Source organism: Rhizobium sp. CRRU65 (assembly GCF_048551595.1).
GTDB lineage: Bacteria > Pseudomonadota > Alphaproteobacteria > Rhizobiales > Rhizobiaceae > Rhizobium > Rhizobium leguminosarum_J.
The window spans coordinates 383,771-403,419 of sequence record NZ_JBLYZH010000003.1 but is presented as its reverse complement, the minus strand read 5'-3'; the positions used below and the strand labels follow the sequence as shown (position 1 = coordinate 403,419).

The window sequence follows — 19,649 nt, the reverse complement described above, 5'->3', positions numbered from 1 at the left end:
GTATTTTATGGTGATCGCCGAAAAAATCCAAAAATACGATACAGTGACACCATCTTATTTATTGACAATCCTCCGTATCCCTCTACCCTGACGCCACGGCCATGGATCAATTTGGCGAGGGAGGAACAGCTTTGTCGAACGGTCTTCGCCGCAAGCTGACGAGTTATGGCGATCAGGGATTCTCCCTTTTCCTGCGCAAAGCATTCATCAAGGCCATGGGTTATTCGGACGATGCGCTCGACCGTCCGATCGTCGGCATCGCCAACACCTACAGTGATTTCAACCCCTGTCACGGCAATGTGCCGCAACTCATCGAGGCAACCAAGCGCGGCGTGATGCTGACGGGTGCGATGCCCATGGTGTTTCCGACGATCTCGATCCATGAGAGCTTTGCCTCGCCGACCTCGATGTATCTGCGCAATCTGATGGCGATGGAAACGGAAGAGATGATCCGCGCCCAGCCGATGGATGCCGTCGTCCTGATCGGCGGCTGCGACAAGACCCTGCCGGCCCAGATCATGGCCGCCGCAAGCAGCGAGATACCGGCGATCTTCCTGCCGACCGGCCCGATGGCCGTCGGCCACCACAAGGGCGAACGGCTTGGCGCCTGTACGGATTGTCGCCGTTTCTGGGGGCGCTTCCGCGCCGGAGAGATCGACGAGGCCGAGATCGCCGAGGTCAACAACAAGCTGGCCAGCTCGATCGGCACCTGCACGGTGATGGGCACGGCGAGCACCATGGCGAACCTGACCGAAGTCATGGGTCTCTGCCTTCCCCGCGCCGGTTCGGCGCCCGCCGTCGAATCCGAACGGGTTCGCCTTGCCGAGGAGACGGGCCGTGTCGCTGCGCGTCTCGCCATGGATGAGGCCGCGCCGACGGTGCGCGATATCCTGACGCCGCAGGCAGTCCGCAACGGCCTCGTCGCGCTTCAGGCGATGGGCGGCTCGACCAATGCCGTCGTCCACCTTGCCGCAATCACCGGCCGCCTCGGCCTGCGCCTCGACATGGCCGAGCTCGACCGGCTGGGCCGGAGCATTCCCCTGCTCGTCGACCTGCAGCCCTCCGGCCAGCATTATATGGAGCAGTTCCACGAGGCTGGCGGCGTCCCGGCTCTGTTGAAGGCGGTGCGCCATGAAATCGACGGCAGCGCCCCGACGGTCTACGGCAAAACGATCGGCGAAATCATCGACGCTGTCGTCGACGAGCCGGGCCAGACCATCATCCGCACCGTCGAGAAACCGTTGAAGCCGATCGGAACGATCGCCGTCCTGCACGGCAATCTTGCGCCGCGTGGCGCCGTCATCAAACAATCCGCAGCCTCCAAGGATCTGCTCCAGCATATCGGCCGCGCCGTGGTCTTCGATTCCGTCGAGGATATGACGCTGCGCATCGACAGCGACGATCTCGACGTCCATGCCGATGACATCCTGGTTCTGCGCAATGCCGGGCCAAAAGGTGCGCCCGGCATGCCGGAAGCCGGCTATCTACCCATCCCGCGCAAGCTCGCGCGGCAGGGCGTGAAGGACATGGTGCGGATTTCCGATGCCCGCATGAGCGGCACGGCCTTCGGCACGATCATCCTCCATATCGCGCCTGAAGCCGCCGATGGCGGCCCTCTGGCGATCGTCCGCACCGGCGATCGCATTCGCCTCGACGTCGAGGGCAGGCGCATCGACCTTGACATCGACCAGGCGGAATTCGATCGCCGCATGCTTGATGTCGTCAACCGGCCCTCCCCGGCCCCGGCGCGCGGCTATGCCAGGCTCTATCAGGAGCGCGTGCTCCAGGCTGACGAAGGCGCCGACTTCGACTTCCTGCAAAGCGAGGAGTTCGACGCGCGATGAGCGCCGCTGATATCGAGGCACCGCTTTGCCTGCCCCACCGGCCGCTGACGCGGCTGCCTCGGGCGGCACTGCCGCAAGGCACGGTCGACACGCATTTCCACGTCTTTCGCACCGGCGCTCCGCTCAACACCCCACGCAGCTACACGCCTGACATCGCGACGATTTCCGACTGGATCGAATTCTCCGGCAGCCTTGGCATTGTCAGAGGCATATTGGTGCAGCCAAGCGTCTATGGCCGCGACAACAGGGTGTTGCTGGAGGCGCTTGCCGCCTATCCAGATCGTCTGCGCGGCGTCGTCGTCATCGATCCCGAAACTACAGAAACCGAGATAGAGCGGCTCGACCGGCTCGGCGTGCGCGGCGTGCGGATCAATACGCGCAACAAGGGCGGCCTCCCGCTCGCCGCCGCCAGGACACTGGCGGAGAGTATTGCCCCTCTCGGCTGGTCGCTGCAATTGCAGATCAATCCCGAACAACTTTCCGATATTGCAGCAACGCTGTCCGGCATCCGCCTGCCCATCGTCATCGATCATCTCGGCTTCATTCCGCTTGCCAGAGAGACGAGATCATTGCATGTCGATGCGCTGAAAAGACTGATGGACAGAGCCGAGGCCTACGTCAAAGTAACCGCGCCCTATCGTCTGACGAAGGACGTGAATTACGACGGTTTTGCCGAGGTCGGCCGCGCCCTTGCCACCAGCCATGCGGAAAGGCTGCTCTGGGGCAGCGATTGGCCGCACACCGAATTGTGGGACGGCATGCCCGATGACACTGAGCTAGTAGAGACCATGCAGGCCACCATCGACGACCCCGCGGTTGCTGAAAAGATTTTTGTTCGAAATGCCGAAGCGCTGTTCTTCGGCCGCTGAATTGGAGAGCACCAATGGCCAGACTGACTGAAGATGCCAAGGGCGTCTATGTGATCGCCGTAACCCCCTTCACCGATGACGGCGCGCTCGATCTCGCCAGCATCGACAGCATGGTCGATTTCTACGAAGGTGCCGGTGTCACCGGCCTGACGGTGCTTGGTCAGCTCGGCGAGGCCCCGAAGCTGACGGCCGAGGAATCGCGGATAGTCGTCGAAAGGGTGCTGAAGCGACTCGATGGCCGCCTCCCCGTCGTCGTCGGCGTTTCGGCGCCAGGGCTTGCGCCGATGAGCGAGCTCGCCGAAGCCGTCATGGGTGAGGGTGCCGCCGGTGTCATGGTCGCGCCACCCTGGACCGTCAAGACCGACGATCAGGCTTTCGCCTTCTACCAGTCGGTCGGCGAGGCCCTGGGCGATACGCCCTTCGTGCTGCAGGATTATCCGCTCACCACCAATGTGACGATTGCGCCCAAGGTCATCGAGCGCATCGTCAACGAGGTGCCAAACTGCGTCATGCTCAAGCATGAGGATTGGCCGGGTCTTTCGAAAATCTCGGCACTTCGCGCCGCCAGCGACAAGGGCGCCATGCGGCGTATCTCCATCCTGTGCGGCAATGGCGGGCTTTTCCTGCCCGAAGAAATGGGCCGCGGCGCCGATGGCGCCATGACCGGCTTTTGTTATCCCGAGATGATGGTTGGTGTCGTCGAGGCCTATGCCGCCGGAAATCCCGATCGCGCCCATGCGATCTTCGATGCCTATCTCCCGCTCGCCCGCTACGAACAGCAGCAGGGCATCGGTCTTGTCTCGCGCAAATATGTGCTTGCCAAGCGCGGTGTGATCAAGTCCGCCACCCTGCGCAAGCCGGGCGCCAAGCTCTCGGCGCTTGATATTGCCGATGTCGAGCGGCTGCTGGCGCGCCAGGCCATCCGCCTCAAGGAGATCGGGGCGTAGCACACCGGCGCAAATGCAAAGCCGCTGGATCATCGCTATGGCGCTGCAGCGCGAGCAGATGCGTATATCCATCTCGTCCGTGGGGTTGAAACCCGAGCGACTCCCAGAACTTCGCTGCACCATCGTTTCCCGCATGAACGGTGACGACAGTGCAGAAGGAACGCGCATGATCGACCAGAGCCAGGGCAAGCATCCGGCCGATGCCGCGCCCGCGCATTGCCGGACGAATGTAGAAACGCCGCATCCGCAACGCTCCTGACATGGCGGTGTCGACAGTCATGCCGCCGATGCCGACGAGCGCGTCGTCGACATAGGCGCCAAGCAACCTTTCGCCGTCACGATCGAACCTGACGGCGCCGGCCGACCATTCGTCGATAAGGCGGGCGACATGGCGATGGCCCTCACGCCGGGCCTCGCTTTCAAGATCTGCGATCTCCTGCGGCAATCGATCGCGGAGCCTCAGGATATCAATTGTCATGGCAATGCCGGTGGTTAGATTGCAGGAACCGGAATCTCGCGGCGCGTCGCCGCAACCGGCAGACCGACCGGCGCGAAACTCGCGTCACCATCTCTAGCCATGTCCTGCACCGTATGTTTCTCCAGCGCCTTCGTCACTTCATTGAGGTCGCCGTCCAGCTGTTCGGCCGGAATGAGATTGCCGATGACGAAATCGAAGCGGTCGCCGCGTTTGTTCAACAATTCGTGGAACACGGTCATGTCGCGAAGCTCGGTAGACCATTTCGCCAGCCAGTAGAACAGGCCGGAATTGCGTGCCGTCATATGAACGGGAAGGATCGGCAGATTGTATTTGCGCGCCAACCCGACGGCCGAGGTCTTCCACGGACGTTCATTCAGCCGGCCGTTCGCCCAATAGGCGATACGGCCTGAGGGAAAGAGCACTGTCGCCTTGCCTTCCTTCACCGCATGGTTGGTCAGCTGCAGCGTTTCGCGCGCTTTCAGCTTGCTCTTATGCTCCTCCCGCCATTCGACGGGAATGATCATCTCGGCAAAGCGCGGATTGACGCGGATGGCATCGCGATTGGCAAAGAACATCATGTCCGGCCGGCGCGTTTTCAAGAGATCGAACACGGCAACGCCGTCGGCAATTCCGGTCGGATGGTTGCTGACGAGGATGAAGCCGCCGGTATCGGGAATGCGTTCACCATTGGTGATGCCGATGTCGAGCCTCAGCACATCGCTCAGATATTCGAACGACTGGAAGCCCGGCATTTTGGCGACCGCATTGGCGAATTCGAGCGCCTTGTTATAGCGCAGCAGCGTGTAGAGGAACGGCCGCATAACCGGCCAGAGCGGATTTTTCACGATCCTCTGGCCGCGTTCGGCAATCAGCGTATCGACGATATGACCGGGCTTTCCGTGTGAAACGAGAGCGATCGCTTCCGCGAGCTGTCCGAAAGCCGTCATGGAATCGCGCCGTGCCATGAAAGATCCTGTCTATGGGGTATAAGCTATCGCAATAGAATATGATCGAAGGATGACAAACGCTTGGCCGGCATTAGCAATTCCATAACTGTTCCTGCTCCAAATTGGCGGACTTGAAGGCAAAATCAAGGCCCGCAACGTGAACGAACTGCTTGTTATCGCCGATCCGCGCCTGATGACGGAACGGGCCGCCTGGCTCGAAAACCTCGCCAGTGAGCGCCGTCTTTCCGAGCACACGCTCGACGCTTACGAGCGCGATACCCGCCAGTTTCTGACCTTTCTGACCGGCCATCTCGCCGGCCCGGTGACGCTTGGCGATATCAGGGAGTTGCGCTCCGCCGATTTCCGCGCCTTCCTGGCGGCCCGGCGAAAGCAGGGCTCCGGCGCCCGATCGCTCGGTCGCAATCTCGCCGGTCTTCGCTCGCTGCTGCGCCATCTCGAAAAGAAGGGCTTGGTCAACGCCGCCGGTGCTGCCGCGGTGCGCTCGCCGAAACAGCCGAAATCGCTGCCCAAGCCGCTGTCGGACACCCAGGCGATCACCGTCGTCAGCGACGACGCCCAGCTCCATGACGAACCCTGGATTGCGGCGCGCGATGCGGCGGTTATGACGCTGCTCTACGGCTGCGGCCTGCGCATCTCCGAAGCGCTGGATCTTACTCCCGCCGACCTGCAGAAGGGCGCGACGACTCTCCGCATCACCGGCAAGGGCAACAAGACGCGGCTGGTGCCGCTGCTCTCCGTGGTCTTCGACGCGGTCGAGAAATACCGCACGCTCTGCCCATACCATCTCGAGGCTGGCGAGCCGCTGTTTCGCGGCGCCCGCGGCGGCAAGCTGCAAGCGGCGATCATCCAGCGCACCATGCAGAAGATGCGCAGCGCCTTCGGCCTGCCGGAGACGGCGACACCGCATGCACTGCGCCACTCCTTCGCCACCCATCTGCTTGCCGGCGGCGGCGATCTGCGCACCATCCAGGAATTGCTCGGCCATGCCAGCCTTTCCACAACGCAGGTCTATACCGGCGTCGATGCATCGCGGCTGCTCGAGGTGTATGATCGGGCGCATCCGCGAGCGTAATGGATGTCGCCCAAAAGTGCGCAGCGGTTTTGGGGCAACGACATGCATAAACGATAGGCTTAAAGCGCATCGCATGGATGCGATTGAATGTGAGGCGCTTTAAGCTCTCGTTAAGGCATTCTCTTAAAGGAATATGCGCAAGCCGGGCGTAGAGCATGAAGCCTATAGCATGTGATCGGAACACCCATCATGACGACATCAATCGGCCGCCGGACGTCTTACCTCGCAGTGCCGGCCAATCTGTTGCTCTGGCTGATCGCAGCCTTTCACATGCTGCTTCTTGCCGCCCTGTTTGCCGCCTTCCTGACGGCAAGGCCGGCAGCGGCCGAAGACGTCGCCTGCACCGGCCGCAATCTGATGGTCGAGCTGCAGCAGAACGACCCTGCCCGCTACGCAGAGGCGCTGAAGGAAGCCGACGCCACGCCGAACGGCAAGGGTATCTTCTGGAAGATCGAGAAGCCGGGATTGGTACCCTCGTGGCTGCTCGGCAGCATGCATGTCACCGATCCGCGCGTGCTGGCCCTGCCGCCGCGCGCCCAGGCAGCCCACGATGCCGCCGACACGATCATCATCGAATCCGACGAGATCCTCGATGAGCGGAAGGCGACCGCCGCCCTGCTTGCAAAGCCGGAACTGACGATGTTCACCGACGGCACGACGATCGACAAGCTGCTTTCTCCCGAGGACTACAAGCGTCTCGAAACCGGCCTCAAGCAGCGCGGTATCCCGATCAGCGCCGTTTCCCGGATGCGGCCCTGGATGATTTCCAGCGCCGTCGCCCTGCCGGCCTGCGAAATCGCCCGCAAGGCAAAAGGCGCGCAGTTCCTCGACCAGAAGATCGCCACCGATGCCATTGCTCAGGGCAAACAGGTCAAGGGGCTGGAAACCCTTGCCGAGCAGATCCAGGCCATGGCCGATCTGCCGGTCGAATTCCATCTGAAATCGCTGATCGAGACGCTGGAACTCGGCGACAAGATGAGCGATGTCGTCGAGACGATGACCGACCTCTACCTCTCGGGTGATATCGGCATGACCATGCCGATGCTGAAAACCGTGACACCGGAGGAGGAAGGTGAAAACAGCGATTATGCCGCCTTCGAGCAGCGCGTCATCCTTGACCGCAACAAGGTGATGGCCGAGCGCGCAGCGCCCATCCTCGACAGCGGCAACGTCTTCATGGCCGTCGGTGCCCTGCATCTGCCCGGCAAGGACGGCGTCATCGAACTGCTGCGCCAGCAGGGCTTCACCGTAACAGCTGTAAATTAAGCCTTCAGTGCCAAGATTGACGGAGCGGACATGCTTGGCAAAGTCGGCCTTGTGCACCGGATGGGCGGCGTGAAAACAAGCTCTGGTTCGGGAAGCGAATTAATTTCGCCGGAGATGGAAACTATAAATCGGCCCAACTTTTTGCCGCCACCGCGGAAGCACAAATTGAAAGCTATTCGCAGTTTACGAATGGTCGCGATTCTTGCCGCTTCCGCTATCCCATGCATCGCCACCGCCACCCAGAGTAATCGATTTCCGCTGGGAAAATATTGCGGGGAACTCCTGTCGAACGGCATCATGGCAGAGGCGCAGACAACGTTCGGTCCGAGTGTCACAGACGGCAAGATAAGGGGAAGCTACGTATTCTTCGAGGAAGGGCAGACTGTCACGGGCTTGCTGGCTGAGCCGAGCGACGACGGTGATGGAAATGATTTAACGCGCAATCTCGTTTGGCAAGACAAGTACGGCCACGGGAATCTGGTTATAACCTTCACATCGGATTTCTCCGAATTCCAAGGAAACTGGAGTGACGGAGGGAAGGCGTCTTTTCCATGGAACGGGATGCGTTGCGAACCAACTATAAGCTAAATCAAACTCCCATTTGTGCCACCTCATCGATTAACGGGCCAAGGCGCATGTGATCGCTTATGCCGGCGATCAGCCGAGCGTCATGCGGCGCAGAACATTGCTTTTCCAATAGAACTGATGGACGAGGGCGCCGGCGACATGCGCCGCGATCAGCGCCCAGAGAATGATTTTCAGGACATCCGCGTGGAACGAACCGGCGGGATTGATACCGAAATAGTAGGCGGCGATGCCTGAAAGCGGCATCGCGAAGATCAGGATGTAGAGGCCGGCATGGGCAAGCCTCGCTGCAAGACGGAAGATCGCCGGCTCCTGCGCGATCTCATCCGGAACGCCCTTGGTAAAACGCAGCCCGAGCCTGAGGAAGGCAAGCAGCAGGATGGCGATGCCGACATAGGCATGAATATTTGCCGACGAAATCTGCTCCGGTGTCGGCACCTGGCCTCTGCGCATCAGCCGATGCCAGATATTCATGCCGTCGGGAAACAGCAGGTTGAAGAAGATCAGCAGCGCCACGGCCCAGTGAAGAAAACGCTGGCTCAGGCTGTAACTCACGATGGATGGCTGCTGCATTTCTGGACCTTCACGGATGCTGAACTCAACGATACGCAACAACTAAAACAGCCGCCTGCCTTCCGGCAAGCGGCTGTATGCTTTGTTACGAATATGTAAGATTACATATGGATCGGCTTGAAGAAGGTTGCGAGCGCAGCCTCCTTCACCGCTTCCGACATCGTGGGATGCGCGTGGCAGGTACGGCCGAGATCTTCCGAGGAACCGCCGAACTCCATCAGTACGGCGATCTCGTGGATCATCTCGCCGGCGCCGAAGCCGACGATATGGCCGCCGAGCACCCGGTCGGTTTCCTTGTCGGCAAGGATCTTGACGAAGCCGTCCGTTGCCAGCATCGCGCGAGCGCGGCCGTTCGCCGTGAATGGGAACTTGCCGACCTTGTAAGCGACGCCTGCCGCCTTCAGCTCTTCCTCGGTCTTGCCGACCGAAGCGATTTCCGGCTGGGTGTAGACGACACTCGGAATGACCTCGTAGTTCACATGGCCATGCTGTCCGGCGAGGATTTCGGCAAGCGCCACGCCCTCGTCTTCCGCCTTGTGCGCCAGCATCGGACCCTTGACCACATCGCCGATCGCATAGATGCCGGCGACATTGGTCTTGTAGTGACCGTCGATCTCGACACGGCCGCGATTGTCGAGCGTAACACCGGCCTCTTCGAGGCCGAGGCCCGCCGTGTATGGCTTGCGTCCGGTGGCAATCAGCACGACCTCGGCGTCGAGCGTCACCTTGTCGCCGCCCTTGACCGGCTCGAAAGTGACCTTGGCGCCCTTGTCGGCCTTTTCAACGCCGGTGACCTTGGCGCTGAGATTGAAATCGATGCCCTGCTTGGCCAGCATGCGCTGGAATTGCTTGGAGACTTCGCCGTCCATGCCGCCAAGGATGGTGTCGAGATATTCGACGACGGTGACTTTGGCGCCGAGGCGCGACCAGACGGAACCGAGCTCGAGCCCGATGACGCCGCCGCCGACGACGATCAGCGTTTCCGGCACCTTCTCCAGCGCGATGCCGCCGGTGGACGAGATGATGGTCTTTTCATCGATTTCGACCTGGACGCCGGGAATGCCGGCGACATCGGAGCCGGTGGCGATGACGATGTTCTTGCCTTCGATCTCCTGCACCTTGCCATCTTCGGCGGTGACGGAGACCTTGCCGGCCGAGACGATCTTGCCGGTGCCCTGGAAGGTATCGATCTTGTTCTTCTTGAAGAGGAAGGCGACGCCGTCGACATTCGACTTCACCGTCGCATCCTTGTGGGCCATCATATTGCCGAGATTGAGCGTCGGCGCCGGGACATCGATACCGAGCGCGCTCATCCCGTGGCCGGCCTGATGGAACATTTCGGAGGCATGCAGCAGCGCCTTCGACGGAATGCAGCCGACGTTCAGGCAGGTGCCGCCATAGGTCGCCCGCTTTTCAATGACGGCGACCTTGAGGCCAAGCTGGGCCGCCTTGACGGCGCAGACATAGCCGCCCGGGCCGGTTCCGATAATGATCACATCGTAGGACATTGCTTCTTTCCCTTTGGATTTTTCGTTTAATCGGCCGCGCGATATCTGGCCGTAGAATTCGAGAATATATTGCAGGCTGTTTTTCGCCCTGTCGTTCTAGCGGCCGCCGCTCACATTGAGGATCGCGCCGGTGATATAGGAAGCCGAAGGTGACAGAAGATAGAGGATCGCATCCGCCACCTCCGCGGGCGTGCCCGCGCGCTGCATCGGGATCGACGGCGCCAGTTCCCGCGGCCGATCCGGCAGGCCGCCGGAGGCATGAAGGTCGGTTTCGATGACGCCGGGCCTTATCGCATTCACGCGGATACCCTCGGCTGCGACCTCGCGCGCCAGCCCGACGGTGAACGTGTCGATCGCCGCCTTCGAGGCGGCATAATCGACATACTGCGTCGCCGAACCGAGGATCGCCGCCATCGACGAGATGTTGACGATCGCCCCGCCCTGCCCGCCATGCCGGCTCGACATGCGACGTATGGCCTCTGCGGCGCAGAGTATCGAGCCTGTCACATTGACGCGCAGCATGCGCTCGATCCGCTCCGCCGACATCTCGTCGACGCGCTGGGGATAATCGACGATGCCGGCATTGTTGACGAGCCCGTCGAGCCGGCCGAAATGCCGGTCGACCGTCGTAAACATCGAGACGATATCCGCAGCCTTGCCGACATCCCCCTGGATCGCCACGGCCTCGCCGCCATCCTCGACAATCGCAGCCACGACGGCATCCGCGGCTTGACGGTTGGCGGCGTAGTTCACCGCGACACGCCAGCCCTGGCGTGCCGCGAGCCGTGCAGCCGCGGCGCCGATACCCCGGCTTCCGCCGGTAATGAGAACAACAGGTGTATCGCTCATGTCGCACACTCCTTGAATGTCAGCACGTCCCACGGTGCCACCACGGCCTTGCCCTCGCCCCAGGCGCTGGATTCGCGGATGGCGGGACCAAGGCCGGGAAGCACGAGCTTTTCAGCCGCTTCAGCGCCTTCGGGTTGCAGATTGTCCATCTCGCCCTCGGCATCCATGCCATAGACGGCGCCCTGCCAGACCGTGCAGGCATTGAGATTGGCGCCGGTCGCATCACCCTCGGGGCAGTTGAACATCAGGATGCCGATGGCGCGCACCGGATCTTCCGACGGCATGACATAACCTTCCATCACGACAGGTGTCTTCAGCGCGCTGACCTTGAACTGGTTGCTGGCGGCCGCCGATGGAGAATTCAGCGGTGCAAAGCGCAATTCATAGGCACCATCGCGATCGACATAGACAGCCTGCTCCTGCTTGCATGCGGCACCGAAGGTGGAGGCCGGAACGACGAAAAACGCGGCGGCTGCGATTGCAGCCACGCCTTTCCGTCTCGCCGTGATCCTGATCCTTCCGCTCATTGCAGCTTCGGCTCCCTCCGCCCGTCGGCGTTCTCGACAACCCTGAAATCCGTCAACAGCACCAGCGCACGGCCATCCCTGTCGAGCCCCCAGAAGGCTGGATAGAAACCGTCGCCCCAGCCGCTCCAGAACACCGCGACATTGCCCTTCTTACCGGCGACCGGCCGGTGCAGCGCATAGATGTCCTTGTTGGCTTCCAGGTCCGACGCCAGCACGTCGTCGTAATAGTTGACGTCGGAATCCGGTTTCTGCGCCTGCACCTGCTTTTCGCGCTCTCCGATCAGATCAAGCGTATCGGCGTCCATGTAACAGCCGAGGCCGGCATCGACAGGATAACCGAAGATCTCGCCGTCCTTCAGCGTCGCCGGGTCCTGCCCGGGCAGGACCGCAAGCTCCCAACGATCCGGCTTGCCCTCGGCAAACCGCATGCTGGCGGCCGCGACGCGCCCGAAGGCCTGGTAGAGCGTTACCGGATACTCGCCAGGCGCAACCGTTCTTGCGAGTGCCGGACGGTCGGGCTGGGCGAGCGGATCGGCCGCAACGATGCGCCCCGATGTCAGCTCGACATTGCCCATATGGATGACGCCGATCGACCGGTCGGAAAGCTCGGCATCGCTGAGCGCCACCAGGTCGAAATTGCTGCTTGCCTTGCCGATATCCCAGCCGGCAGCCGATGCGGCGACCGGAATATGCGCGGCGGCAGCGCAAAGAAGAAGGCGCGCCGCTCGCATGATCCGGTTCCGCATCGAAAGCGCTCCCTTAGAGATCGAGAACCAGACGTTCCGGATCTTCCAGGCTTTCCTTGACGCGCACGAGGAAGGTGACCGCTTCCTTGCCGTCGACGATGCGGTGATCGTAGGACAGCGCCAGATACATCATCGGACGGATGACCACCTGGCCGCCGATCGCAACCGGCCGCTCCTGGATCTTGTGCATGCCGAGAATGCCGGACTGCGGCGCGTTGAGGATCGGCGAAGACATCAGCGAACCGTAGACGCCGCCATTGGTGATGGTGAACGTGCCGCCCTGCATGTCGGCCATGGAGAGCGAGCCATCACGGGCTGCCTTGGCAAGACGGCCGAGCTCCTTCTCGATTTCGGCGATCGACATCTGGTCGGCGTCGCGGATGACAGGAACGACGAGGCCTTTGTCCGTACCGACGGCCATGCCGACATGGCAGTAGTTCTTGTAGATGACGTCGGTGCCGTCGATTTCGGCGTTGACGGCCGGCAATTCCTTCAGCGCATGCGTCACCGCCTTGGTGAAGAAGCCCATGAAGCCGAGCTTGACGCCGTGCTTCTTCTCGAAAATGTCCTTGTACTTGTTGCGCAGATCCATGACCGCCTTCATGTCCACCTCGTTGTAGGTGGTCAGCATGGCGGCGGTGTTCTGCGCATCCTTGAGGCGCTTGGCGATCGTCTGACGCAGGCGCGTCATCTTCACGCGCTCTTCGCGCGAGGCATCCTCGACCGTCGACGGGCCGCGTGCGGCGGCAGGCGTTGCCGCGGGTGCGGCGGCCGGAGCAGAAATGCCCTTGGCGACGGCGGCGATAACGTCGCCCTTCAGTACCTGGCCACGCTTGCCGCTACCGTCGACCTGATCGGCGGAAAGGTTGTTTTCGGCAAGCATCTTCGAAGCTGCCGGTGCCGGCGGCATGGTGGAGACGGAGGCGCTTGACGACGACGCAGCAGCGGCGGCAACCGCCGGCTGGGCCGGAGCAGCAGCGGCCGATTGAGCGGGAGCCGGAGCAGCAGGCGCGGCGGCCTGTGCAGCGGCAGCGCCTTCGGCGATCTGGCCGAGCAGCGCGCCGAGGCCGACGGTCTCGCCGGCGGCAACGACGATTTCCGAAAGCGTGCCGGAGGCGGGTGCTGGAACTTCGATGGTCACCTTGTCGGTTTCAAGCTCGAGAATCGGCTCGTCGGCCTTGATGGCGTCGCCGACCTTCTTGAACCAGGTGCCGACGGTTGCCTCGCTGACGGATTCACCGAGAGTTGGAACGCGGATTTCTGTGGCCATTGTTCACATCCTGATTTCGTGTGTTTTCGTTTATGCGTTTCAGACGGCGGGCGGCCGCGAGATGATCGAGGGCATCGGCAGAATATCGAAGCGGAAACCGAAACCGGAAGCGATGATCGGATCGCCGTCGGCAAGAAGCTGCGCCGCCGCCTGATCCTCGACCTCGACGATCGCCATGCCCCAGGCGCCTTCACCCTCGAAGACGGGTCCGACGACGATAGCCGATCCCGCAAGGGCGATCCGATGCCAGTATTCAGCATGGCGTTTCATCGCCGCCATTTCCTCCCCGGTCCCGTCATGCGGGAAAGTGGGGCGCGGCGGCTGCAGTCTCAGAAAGAACTAAGCCATTGCGCCCCCCTTGTTTTAACCGCCCAATGCATCCTCGAGGAATGCGGCGAGCTGCGACAGATGCTTGGACATCAGGCCCGTCGCCGGCGAGGCGGCGGCCGGACGGCCGGTATAGCGGACGCGCTGGTACTTCGCATCGATATGGGCGAGCACCCATTCGAGGAAGGGGTCGATGAACGACCATGCGCCCATGTTCTTCGGCTCTTCCTGGCACCAGACCATCTCGGCATTGCGGAAGCGCGACAGCTCGTTGATCAGCGCCTTCGCCGGGAACGGATAGAGCTGCTCGACGCGCAAGAGATAGATGTCGTCGATGCCGCGCTTTTCACGCTCTTCGAGAAGATCGTAATAGACCTTGCCGGAGCACATGACGACGCGGCGGATCTTGTTGTCCTTCTGCAGCTTGATCGGGCCGTCCTTGATCACCTCGGCATCGTCCCAGAGCAGACGATGGAAGGCGGATTCGCCGGCCATTTCGGCAAGCGTCGAGACCGCCCGCTTGTGGCGCAGCAGCGACTTCGGCGTCATCAGGACCAGCGGCTTGCGGAAGTCGCGCTTCAGCTGCCGGCGCAGGATGTGGAAATAGTTTGCCGGCGTCGTGACGTTGGCGACCTGCATGTTGTCTTCCGCGCAAAGCTGCAGGAAACGTTCGAGGCGGGCCGAGGAGTGTTCGGGACCCTGACCTTCATAACCGTGAGGCAGCAGGCAGACGAGGCCCGACATGCGCAGCCACTTGCGTTCGCCCGACGAGATGAACTGGTCGAAGACCACCTGCGCGCCGTTGGCGAAATCGCCGAACTGGGCTTCCCAGAGCGTCAGCGCATTCGGGCGGGCGAGCGAATAGCCATATTCGAAACCGAGCACGGCCTCTTCCGAAAGCATCGAATTGATGACTTCGTAGCGCCCCTGCGTTGGCGAAAGATTGGCGAGCGGGATGTAGCGCTCTTCGGTTTCCTGATCGTAGAGAACCGAGTGACGCTGCGAGAAGGTGCCGCGTTCACAATCCTGGCCGGAGAGGCGGATCTTGCTGCCTTCGACGCAGAGCGCGCCGAAGGAGAGCGCTTCGGCCATCGCCCAGTCGATACCCTCGCCGGTGGCGATCATGTTGGCCCGGTTTTCCATGAAGCGCTGGATCGTCCGGTGTGCGTTGAAGCCCGCCGGGATCTCAGAGAGCTTGCGGCCGATCTCCTTCAGCGTCTTCATCGGCACGGCGGTCTTGCCGCGGCGCTGCTCGTCGGCATTGTCGGCCGTGCGCAGTCCCGACCACTCACCATCAAGCCAGTCGGCCTTGTTCGGCTTGTAGTGCTGGCCGGCCTCGAACTCCTGTTCGAGATGGGCGCGCCAGTCGGCCTTCATCTTCTCGACTTCACCGTCGGTGAGCAGGCCCTCGGCGACGAGACGGGCCGCATAGAGCTGCAGCACGGTCTTGTGGGCGCGGATCACCTTGTACATCTTCGGCTGGGTGAAGGACGGTTCGTCGCCTTCATTGTGGCCGTAGCGGCGGTAGCAGAACAGGTCGAGCACAACAGGCTTGTGGAACTTCATGCGGAATTCGGTGGCGATCTTCGCCCCATAAACCACCGCTTCCGGATCGTCGCCGTTGACGTGCAGGATCGGCGCCTCGATCATCTTGGCGACGTCGGACGGATAAGGCGACGAGCGCGAGAAGGCCGGGTTGGTCGTGAAGCCGATCTGATTGTTGATGATCACGTGCATGGTGCCGGCGACGCGGTGGCCGCGCAGACCGGAAAGGCCGAGAATTTCGGCAATGACACCCTGGCCGGCAAAAGCCGCGTCGCCATGGATCAGCAGCGGCAGAACCTTGGCGCGTTCGGAAAGCGGGATGATATCACCGTCCCAGACGGTGGCGTTCATATCCTGCTTGGCGCGGGCCTTGCCCATGACGACGGGATCGACGATTTCGAGATGCGAAGGGTTCGCCGTCAGCGAAACGTGGATCTTGTTGCCGTCGAATTCGCGGTCGGAGGAGGCGCCGAGATGGTACTTGACGTCGCCCGAGCCCTCGACCTCATCGGGAGCGGCCGAACCGCCCTTGAACTCATGGAAGATCGCCCGGTGCGGCTTGCCCATGACCTGGGAGAGCACGTTCAGGCGGCCACGATGGGCCATGCCGAATACGGCTTCCTTGAGGCCGAGATGGCCGCCACGCTTAAGGATCTGTTCCAGCGCCGGGATCAGCGATTCGCCGCCGTCGAGACCGAAACGCTTCGTGCCCTTGAACTTGACGTCGAGGAACTGTTCGTAGCCTTCGGCTTCGACGAGCTTGGCAAGGATCGCCTTCTTGCCTTCCGGCGTGAAGGCCACACCCTTGTCCGGTCCTTCGATGCGCTCCTGGATCCAGGCCTTCTCTTCAGGATTGGAGATATGCATGAATTCGACGCCGAGCGTCGAGCAATAGGTGCGCTCGAGGATTTCGATCATCTCGCGGATGGTCGCGTATTCGAGGCCGAGCACGTTGTCGATGAAGATCTTGCGATCGTAATCGGCGGCCGTGAAACCGTAATTCTCCGCCGACAGCTCGTGATAGTCGTCAACGGGAGCGGCGATGCCGAGCGGGTCGAGCTTGGCATGCAGGTGGCCGCGCATGCGGTAGGCGCGGATCATCATGATGGCGCGCACGGAATCGCGCGTCGCCTGCAGCACCTCGGTGCCGTCGGCAGGCTTGCCCTGAGCTTCGGCCTTGGCCTTGACCTTGGTCTCGATCACCTTCTCGACGATGCCCCAGTCGCCATCCAGAGCCGACACCAGATCGCCGCTTGCCTGAAGCGGCCAGTTCTTCTTGCGCCAGGAAGCCCCTTTGGCCGCCCTCTTCACATCGCTGGGATCCTCCTCCAGCGCCTTGAAGAAAGACCGCCACTGATCGTCGACCGATGCTGGGTCCTCTTCATACCGCGCGTAGAGCTGCTCGATATAGGCAGCGTTGGCGCCATCCAGAAACGAGGTGATCTGAAACTGCTCGTTGGCTTCTTGCCGTGCCATGGTGATATGCGGACGCTTCCGTCCGCCTCCTGACTTTGATGAATTTGCCGGCTTGATGGCCGGCTGCCGCATTCGATTGCCGCCTGTCCGCGGCGCATCTGCTGGTTTCGTCTTGTCGAGGCCGGGCGGAGGGCGCAGATGCCGTTCCTCCGCCCGGTCTATATAGGTGGCTTAGCCCTTGAGGACTTCAACCAGCGTCTTGCCGAGGCGGGCCGGAGAGGGCGATACCTTGATGCCTGCCGATTCCATCGCCGCGATCTTCGATTCCGCATCGCCCTTGCCGCCGGAAACCACGGCGCCGGCATGGCCCATGGTGCGGCCCTTCGGCGCCGTACGGCCGGCAATGAAGCCAGCCATCGGCTTCTTGCGGCCCTTCTTGGCTTCGTCCTTGAGGAACTGGGCTGCGTCTTCTTCAGCCGCACCTCCGATTTCGCCGATCATGATGATCGACTGGGTGGCTTCGTCGGCCAGGAACATTTCCAGGACGTCGATGAACTCGGTGCCCTTGACCGGGTCGCCGCCGATACCGACGGCCGTCGTCTGGCCGAGACCCTCATTGGAGGTCTGGAACACGGCTTCATAGGTCAGCGTGCCCGAGCGGGAAACGATACCGACCGAACCCTTGCGGAAGATCGAGCCCGGCATGATGCCGATCTTGCATTCTTCCGGCGTCAGGATACCCGGGCAGTTTGGGCCGAGCAGGCGCGACTTGGAGCGGTCGAGGCGAGCCTTGACGCGGACCATGTCCATGACCGGAATGCCTTCGGTGATGCAGGTGATGAACGGGATCTCGGCGTCGATCGCCTCGATGATCGCGTCGGCGGCTCCGGCCGGCGGAACATAGATGACAGACGCGTTGGCGCCAGTCTTTTCCTTGCCTTCGGCAACGGTTGCAAAGATCGGCAGGCTTTCGCCCTTCGCGCCGGTCCAGGTTTCGCCACCCTTCTTCGGATGGATACCGCCGACCATCTGGGTGCCGTAGTAAGCAAGCGCCTGTTCGGTGTGGAAGGTTCCGGTCTTGCCGGTTAGGCCCTGAACGAGAACCTTGGTGTCTTTGTTGACGAGAATGGACATGCGAGGCCTTTGTTTAGGAGAGGTTGGAAGACGTGGGGGACGCACGACGATAGACGCCGCTGACGACCTCCTGCCAAGTATCGCTGCCTGCAGGCGAAAAGCTGACGCCCATCCGGTAGCAGTCTTCATTTTCAAATGTGAATATGGTGCGCTGGCTGCCGCGCGGCGAAGTCTTCATCAGCACAAGCTCATTGCCGTTCCACTCGCCGGACGCCGGCACGGGCGGCGCAAAACCTGCGGTGTCGAACTGGTAGAGTTTGTAGGCCTTGTCCGAAGCATCGAAGCCGAAAACATTTCGCGCCTCGAACGAAACAGCACCATCGCGCGTCTGGCGATAGCGCTGCTCGAGGAAGAACCCGCCGAACAACGCCTCGCCGGAAAACTCCGCACTGGCCTTGCCTTCACTCGTCCACGTCGACGCCGCGACACGCTCGTCCCCTTCCCACACGCCGGCGAAGGCGTGGAGGCGGAAATGAGCAGCGGAGGGCGTGGACTGGAAGGCCATGATCGTTCTCAGCCGTTGATCGCCGCAACGATCTTCTTGGCCGCATCGTCCAAGTCGTCAGCCGCCGTGATCGCCAGACCAGACTCGTTCAGGATCTTCTTGCCGAGCTCGACATTGGTGCCTTCAAGGCGCACGACGAGCGGAACCTTGAGGCCGACTTCCTTGACCGCGGCAATGACGCCCTCGGCAATGACATCGCACTTCATGATGCCGCCGAAGATGTTGACGAGAATGCCTTCGACCTTGGGGTCTGCGGTGATGATCTTGAAAGCCGCAGCAACCTTCTCCTTGCCGGCGCCGCCGCCGACGTCGCAGAAGTTGGCCGGCTCCTTGCCGTAGAGCTTGATGATGTCCATCGTCGCCATGGCGAGGCCTGCGCCGTTGACCATGCAGCCGATATTGCCGTCGAGCGCGACATAGGCGAGGTCCCACTTCGAGGCCTCGATTTCCTTGGCGTCTTCTTCGGTCTCGTCGCGCAGCGTCTTGACGTCGTCGTGACGGAAAAGCGCATTGCCATCGAAAGACATCTTGGCATCGAGGACGCGCAGATGGCCATCCTTCATGACGATCAGCGGATTGACCTCCAGCAGAGCCATGTCCTTTTCGCCGAAGGCCTTGTAGAGCGTCGGGAAAAGCGTCTTGGCGTCTTCGGCGGCAGCACCATCGAGCTGAAGTGCCTTAGAGATCGCAACAACGTCGGCAGCCGTCACGCCGGCTTCCGGATCGATGGCGATCGTGTGGATCTTCTCGGGCGTGTCGTGGGCGACGGCCTCGATGTCCATGCCGCCTTCGGTCGATACGACGAAGGCCACGCGACCGACCGAGCGGTCGACAAGGATCGAGCAATAGAGTTCGCGAGCAATGTCGGCGCCGTCTTCGATATACAGACGGTTGACCTGCTTCCCGGCGTCGCCCGTCTGGGCGGTCACCAGCGTGTTGCCGAGCATTTCCTTGGCGTGGGCGACTACTTCGTCGATCGACTTGGCGAGGCGAACGCCACCCTTGGCGTCAGGACCGAGTTGCTTGAACTTGCCCTTGCCGCGGCCGCCGGCATGGATCTGGCTCTTGACCACGTAAAGCGGACCGGGAAGCGACTTGGCGGCAGCTTCGGCTTCTTCAACCTTGAGAATAGCCACACCCTCGGCAACCGGGGCGCCATAGCCCTTCAGCAGAGCTTTGGCCTGATATTCATGAATGTTCATGGGTCTATCCCTATTTCG

Annotated in this window: 19 protein-coding genes; 6 read left to right on the top strand and 13 right to left on the bottom strand. The window is 61.8% G+C overall.

Annotated features, from left to right (window positions below; translation table 11 throughout):
- The first annotated feature begins 131 nt into the window (after nucleotides 1–131).
- Genes ACM5SV_RS08225 through ACM5SV_RS08215 form a run of 3 tightly spaced genes read left to right on the top strand, consistent with a single transcriptional unit; the run spans nucleotide 132 to nucleotide 3,660 of the window.
- Nucleotides 132–1,844 (top strand): IlvD/Edd family dehydratase, encoded by a 1,713-nt coding sequence (locus ACM5SV_RS08225; protein ID WP_128438293.1) that lies wholly within the window; start codon nucleotides 132–134, stop codon nucleotides 1,842–1,844.
- The gene (locus ACM5SV_RS08220; protein WP_012759262.1) at nucleotides 1,841–2,713 is read left to right on the top strand and encodes an amidohydrolase family protein; all 873 of its coding nucleotides are present in this window, start codon (nucleotides 1,841–1,843) and stop codon (nucleotides 2,711–2,713) included. Before ACM5SV_RS08225 ends, ACM5SV_RS08220 begins: the two co-directional genes overlap by 4 nt.
- Nucleotides 2,714–2,727: 14 nt before the next feature.
- Nucleotides 2,728–3,660: a dihydrodipicolinate synthase family protein gene (locus ACM5SV_RS08215; protein WP_128438294.1), complete on the top strand. Its 933-nt coding sequence runs from the start codon at nucleotides 2,728–2,730 to the stop codon at nucleotides 3,658–3,660.
- Here ACM5SV_RS08215 and ACM5SV_RS08210 read toward each other — a convergent pair.
- Together ACM5SV_RS08210 and ACM5SV_RS08205 are read right to left on the bottom strand one after the other, a co-directional pair.
- Nucleotides 3,641–4,138, bottom strand: coding sequence for a GNAT family N-acetyltransferase (locus tag ACM5SV_RS08210; RefSeq protein WP_128438295.1), 498 nt, complete (start codon nucleotides 4,136–4,138; stop codon nucleotides 3,641–3,643). The two genes, ACM5SV_RS08215 and ACM5SV_RS08210, sit on opposite strands and share 20 nt — an antisense overlap.
- 14 nt (nucleotides 4,139–4,152) lie before the next feature.
- Nucleotides 4,153–5,103: a GNAT family N-acetyltransferase gene (locus ACM5SV_RS08205; RefSeq protein WP_221962395.1), complete on the bottom strand. Its 951-nt coding sequence runs from the start codon at nucleotides 5,101–5,103 to the stop codon at nucleotides 4,153–4,155.
- Between the two features lie 139 nt (nucleotides 5,104–5,242).
- On the opposite strand from ACM5SV_RS08205, the gene ACM5SV_RS08200 reads away from it, so the two are divergent.
- The 3 genes from ACM5SV_RS08200 (at nucleotide 5,243) to ACM5SV_RS08190 (ending at nucleotide 8,032) form a co-directional block, all read left to right on the top strand.
- Nucleotides 5,243–6,178 carry a tyrosine recombinase XerC gene (locus tag ACM5SV_RS08200; RefSeq protein ID WP_062941246.1) on the top strand — a complete coding sequence of 312 codons (936 nt, stop codon included), beginning with the start codon at nucleotides 5,243–5,245 and terminating at the stop codon, nucleotides 6,176–6,178.
- 189 nt (nucleotides 6,179–6,367) lie between these two features.
- Entirely contained in the window at nucleotides 6,368–7,444 is a 1,077-nt protein-coding gene (locus tag ACM5SV_RS08195; protein WP_222014526.1) for a TraB/GumN family protein, read from the top strand.
- A 30-nt stretch (nucleotides 7,445–7,474) separates the two neighbouring features.
- Nucleotides 7,475–8,032, top strand: coding sequence for a hypothetical protein (locus ACM5SV_RS08190; RefSeq protein WP_012759268.1), 558 nt, complete (start codon nucleotides 7,475–7,477; stop codon nucleotides 8,030–8,032).
- 69 nt (nucleotides 8,033–8,101) lie between these two features.
- Here ACM5SV_RS08190 and ACM5SV_RS08185 read toward each other — a convergent pair whose 3' ends face one another.
- From ACM5SV_RS08185 to sucC, 11 genes are all read right to left on the bottom strand, one after another.
- Complete coding sequence (locus tag ACM5SV_RS08185; RefSeq protein WP_128438297.1) at nucleotides 8,102–8,602, bottom strand: cytochrome b; 501 nt, start codon at nucleotides 8,600–8,602, stop codon at nucleotides 8,102–8,104.
- A 101-nt stretch (nucleotides 8,603–8,703) separates the two neighbouring features.
- Nucleotides 8,704–10,110 (bottom strand): dihydrolipoyl dehydrogenase, encoded by a 1,407-nt coding sequence (lpdA, locus tag ACM5SV_RS08180; protein ID WP_222014527.1) that lies wholly within the window; start codon nucleotides 10,108–10,110, stop codon nucleotides 8,704–8,706.
- 96 nt (nucleotides 10,111–10,206) lie between these two features.
- Entirely contained in the window at nucleotides 10,207–10,959 is a 753-nt protein-coding gene (locus ACM5SV_RS08175) for an SDR family oxidoreductase (RefSeq protein ID WP_012759271.1), read from the bottom strand.
- The gene (locus tag ACM5SV_RS08170) at nucleotides 10,956–11,486 is read right to left on the bottom strand and encodes a hypothetical protein (RefSeq protein WP_222014528.1); all 531 of its coding nucleotides are present in this window, start codon (nucleotides 11,484–11,486) and stop codon (nucleotides 10,956–10,958) included. The genes ACM5SV_RS08175 and ACM5SV_RS08170 overlap by 4 nt, the downstream gene beginning before the upstream one ends.
- Nucleotides 11,483–12,232: a DUF4241 domain-containing protein gene (locus ACM5SV_RS08165; RefSeq protein ID WP_222014529.1), complete on the bottom strand. Its 750-nt coding sequence runs from the start codon at nucleotides 12,230–12,232 to the stop codon at nucleotides 11,483–11,485. The genes ACM5SV_RS08170 and ACM5SV_RS08165 overlap by 4 nt, the downstream gene beginning before the upstream one ends.
- Before the next feature lie 13 nt (nucleotides 12,233–12,245).
- Nucleotides 12,246–13,502 carry a 2-oxoglutarate dehydrogenase complex dihydrolipoyllysine-residue succinyltransferase gene (gene odhB / locus ACM5SV_RS08160; RefSeq protein WP_222014532.1) on the bottom strand — a complete coding sequence of 419 codons (1,257 nt, stop codon included), beginning with the start codon at nucleotides 13,500–13,502 and terminating at the stop codon, nucleotides 12,246–12,248.
- A 39-nt stretch (nucleotides 13,503–13,541) separates the two neighbouring features.
- Nucleotides 13,542–13,835 (bottom strand): YciI family protein, encoded by a 294-nt coding sequence (locus ACM5SV_RS08155; protein ID WP_260689954.1) that lies wholly within the window; start codon nucleotides 13,833–13,835, stop codon nucleotides 13,542–13,544.
- 30 nt (nucleotides 13,836–13,865) lie between these two features.
- Nucleotides 13,866–16,850 carry a 2-oxoglutarate dehydrogenase E1 component gene (locus ACM5SV_RS08150; protein WP_222014534.1) on the bottom strand — a complete coding sequence of 995 codons (2,985 nt, stop codon included), beginning with the start codon at nucleotides 16,848–16,850 and terminating at the stop codon, nucleotides 13,866–13,868.
- A gap of 171 nt (nucleotides 16,851–17,021) precedes the next feature.
- Nucleotides 17,022–17,924 carry a succinate--CoA ligase subunit alpha gene (sucD, locus tag ACM5SV_RS08145; protein ID WP_012759277.1) on the bottom strand — a complete coding sequence of 301 codons (903 nt, stop codon included), beginning with the start codon at nucleotides 17,922–17,924 and terminating at the stop codon, nucleotides 17,022–17,024.
- A 13-nt stretch (nucleotides 17,925–17,937) separates the two neighbouring features.
- Nucleotides 17,938–18,429 (bottom strand): DUF1579 family protein, encoded by a 492-nt coding sequence (locus ACM5SV_RS08140; protein WP_222014536.1) that lies wholly within the window; start codon nucleotides 18,427–18,429, stop codon nucleotides 17,938–17,940.
- Between the two features lie 8 nt (nucleotides 18,430–18,437).
- Nucleotides 18,438–19,631 carry an ADP-forming succinate--CoA ligase subunit beta gene (gene sucC, locus ACM5SV_RS08135; RefSeq protein WP_222014538.1) on the bottom strand — a complete coding sequence of 398 codons (1,194 nt, stop codon included), beginning with the start codon at nucleotides 19,629–19,631 and terminating at the stop codon, nucleotides 18,438–18,440.
- Nucleotides 19,632–19,649: the final 18 nt, after the last annotated feature.

Excerpts from the sequence above, each read along its gene's own strand:
- ACM5SV_RS08220 (WP_012759262.1), top strand. The coding sequence starts at position 1,841 with ATGAGCGCCGCTGATATCGAGGCACCGCTTTGCCTGCCCCACCGGCCG.
- ACM5SV_RS08215 (WP_128438294.1), top strand. The coding sequence starts at position 2,728 with ATGGCCAGACTGACTGAAGATGCCAAGGGCGTCTATGTGATCGCCGTA.
- ACM5SV_RS08210 (WP_128438295.1), bottom strand. The coding sequence starts at position 4,138 with ATGACAATTGATATCCTGAGGCTCCGCGATCGATTGCCGCAGGAGATC.
- ACM5SV_RS08205 (WP_221962395.1), bottom strand. The coding sequence starts at position 5,103 with ATGGCACGGCGCGATTCCATGACGGCTTTCGGACAGCTCGCGGAAGCG.
- ACM5SV_RS08195 (WP_222014526.1), top strand. The coding sequence starts at position 6,368 with ATGACGACATCAATCGGCCGCCGGACGTCTTACCTCGCAGTGCCGGCC.
- ACM5SV_RS08190 (WP_012759268.1), top strand. The coding sequence starts at position 7,475 with ATGCTTGGCAAAGTCGGCCTTGTGCACCGGATGGGCGGCGTGAAAACA.
- ACM5SV_RS08185 (WP_128438297.1), bottom strand. The coding sequence starts at position 8,602 with ATGCAGCAGCCATCCATCGTGAGTTACAGCCTGAGCCAGCGTTTTCTT.
- lpdA (WP_222014527.1), bottom strand. The coding sequence starts at position 10,110 with ATGTCCTACGATGTGATCATTATCGGAACCGGCCCGGGCGGCTATGTC.
- ACM5SV_RS08175 (WP_012759271.1), bottom strand. The coding sequence starts at position 10,959 with ATGAGCGATACACCTGTTGTTCTCATTACCGGCGGAAGCCGGGGTATC.
- ACM5SV_RS08170 (WP_222014528.1), bottom strand. The coding sequence starts at position 11,486 with ATGAGCGGAAGGATCAGGATCACGGCGAGACGGAAAGGCGTGGCTGCA.
- ACM5SV_RS08165 (WP_222014529.1), bottom strand. The coding sequence starts at position 12,232 with ATGCGGAACCGGATCATGCGAGCGGCGCGCCTTCTTCTTTGCGCTGCC.
- odhB (WP_222014532.1), bottom strand. The coding sequence starts at position 13,502 with ATGGCCACAGAAATCCGCGTTCCAACTCTCGGTGAATCCGTCAGCGAG.
- ACM5SV_RS08150 (WP_222014534.1), bottom strand. The coding sequence starts at position 16,850 with ATGGCACGGCAAGAAGCCAACGAGCAGTTTCAGATCACCTCGTTTCTG.
- sucD (WP_012759277.1), bottom strand. The coding sequence starts at position 17,924 with ATGTCCATTCTCGTCAACAAAGACACCAAGGTTCTCGTTCAGGGCCTA.
- ACM5SV_RS08140 (WP_222014536.1), bottom strand. The coding sequence starts at position 18,429 with ATGGCCTTCCAGTCCACGCCCTCCGCTGCTCATTTCCGCCTCCACGCC.
- sucC (WP_222014538.1), bottom strand. The coding sequence starts at position 19,631 with ATGAACATTCATGAATATCAGGCCAAAGCTCTGCTGAAGGGCTATGGC.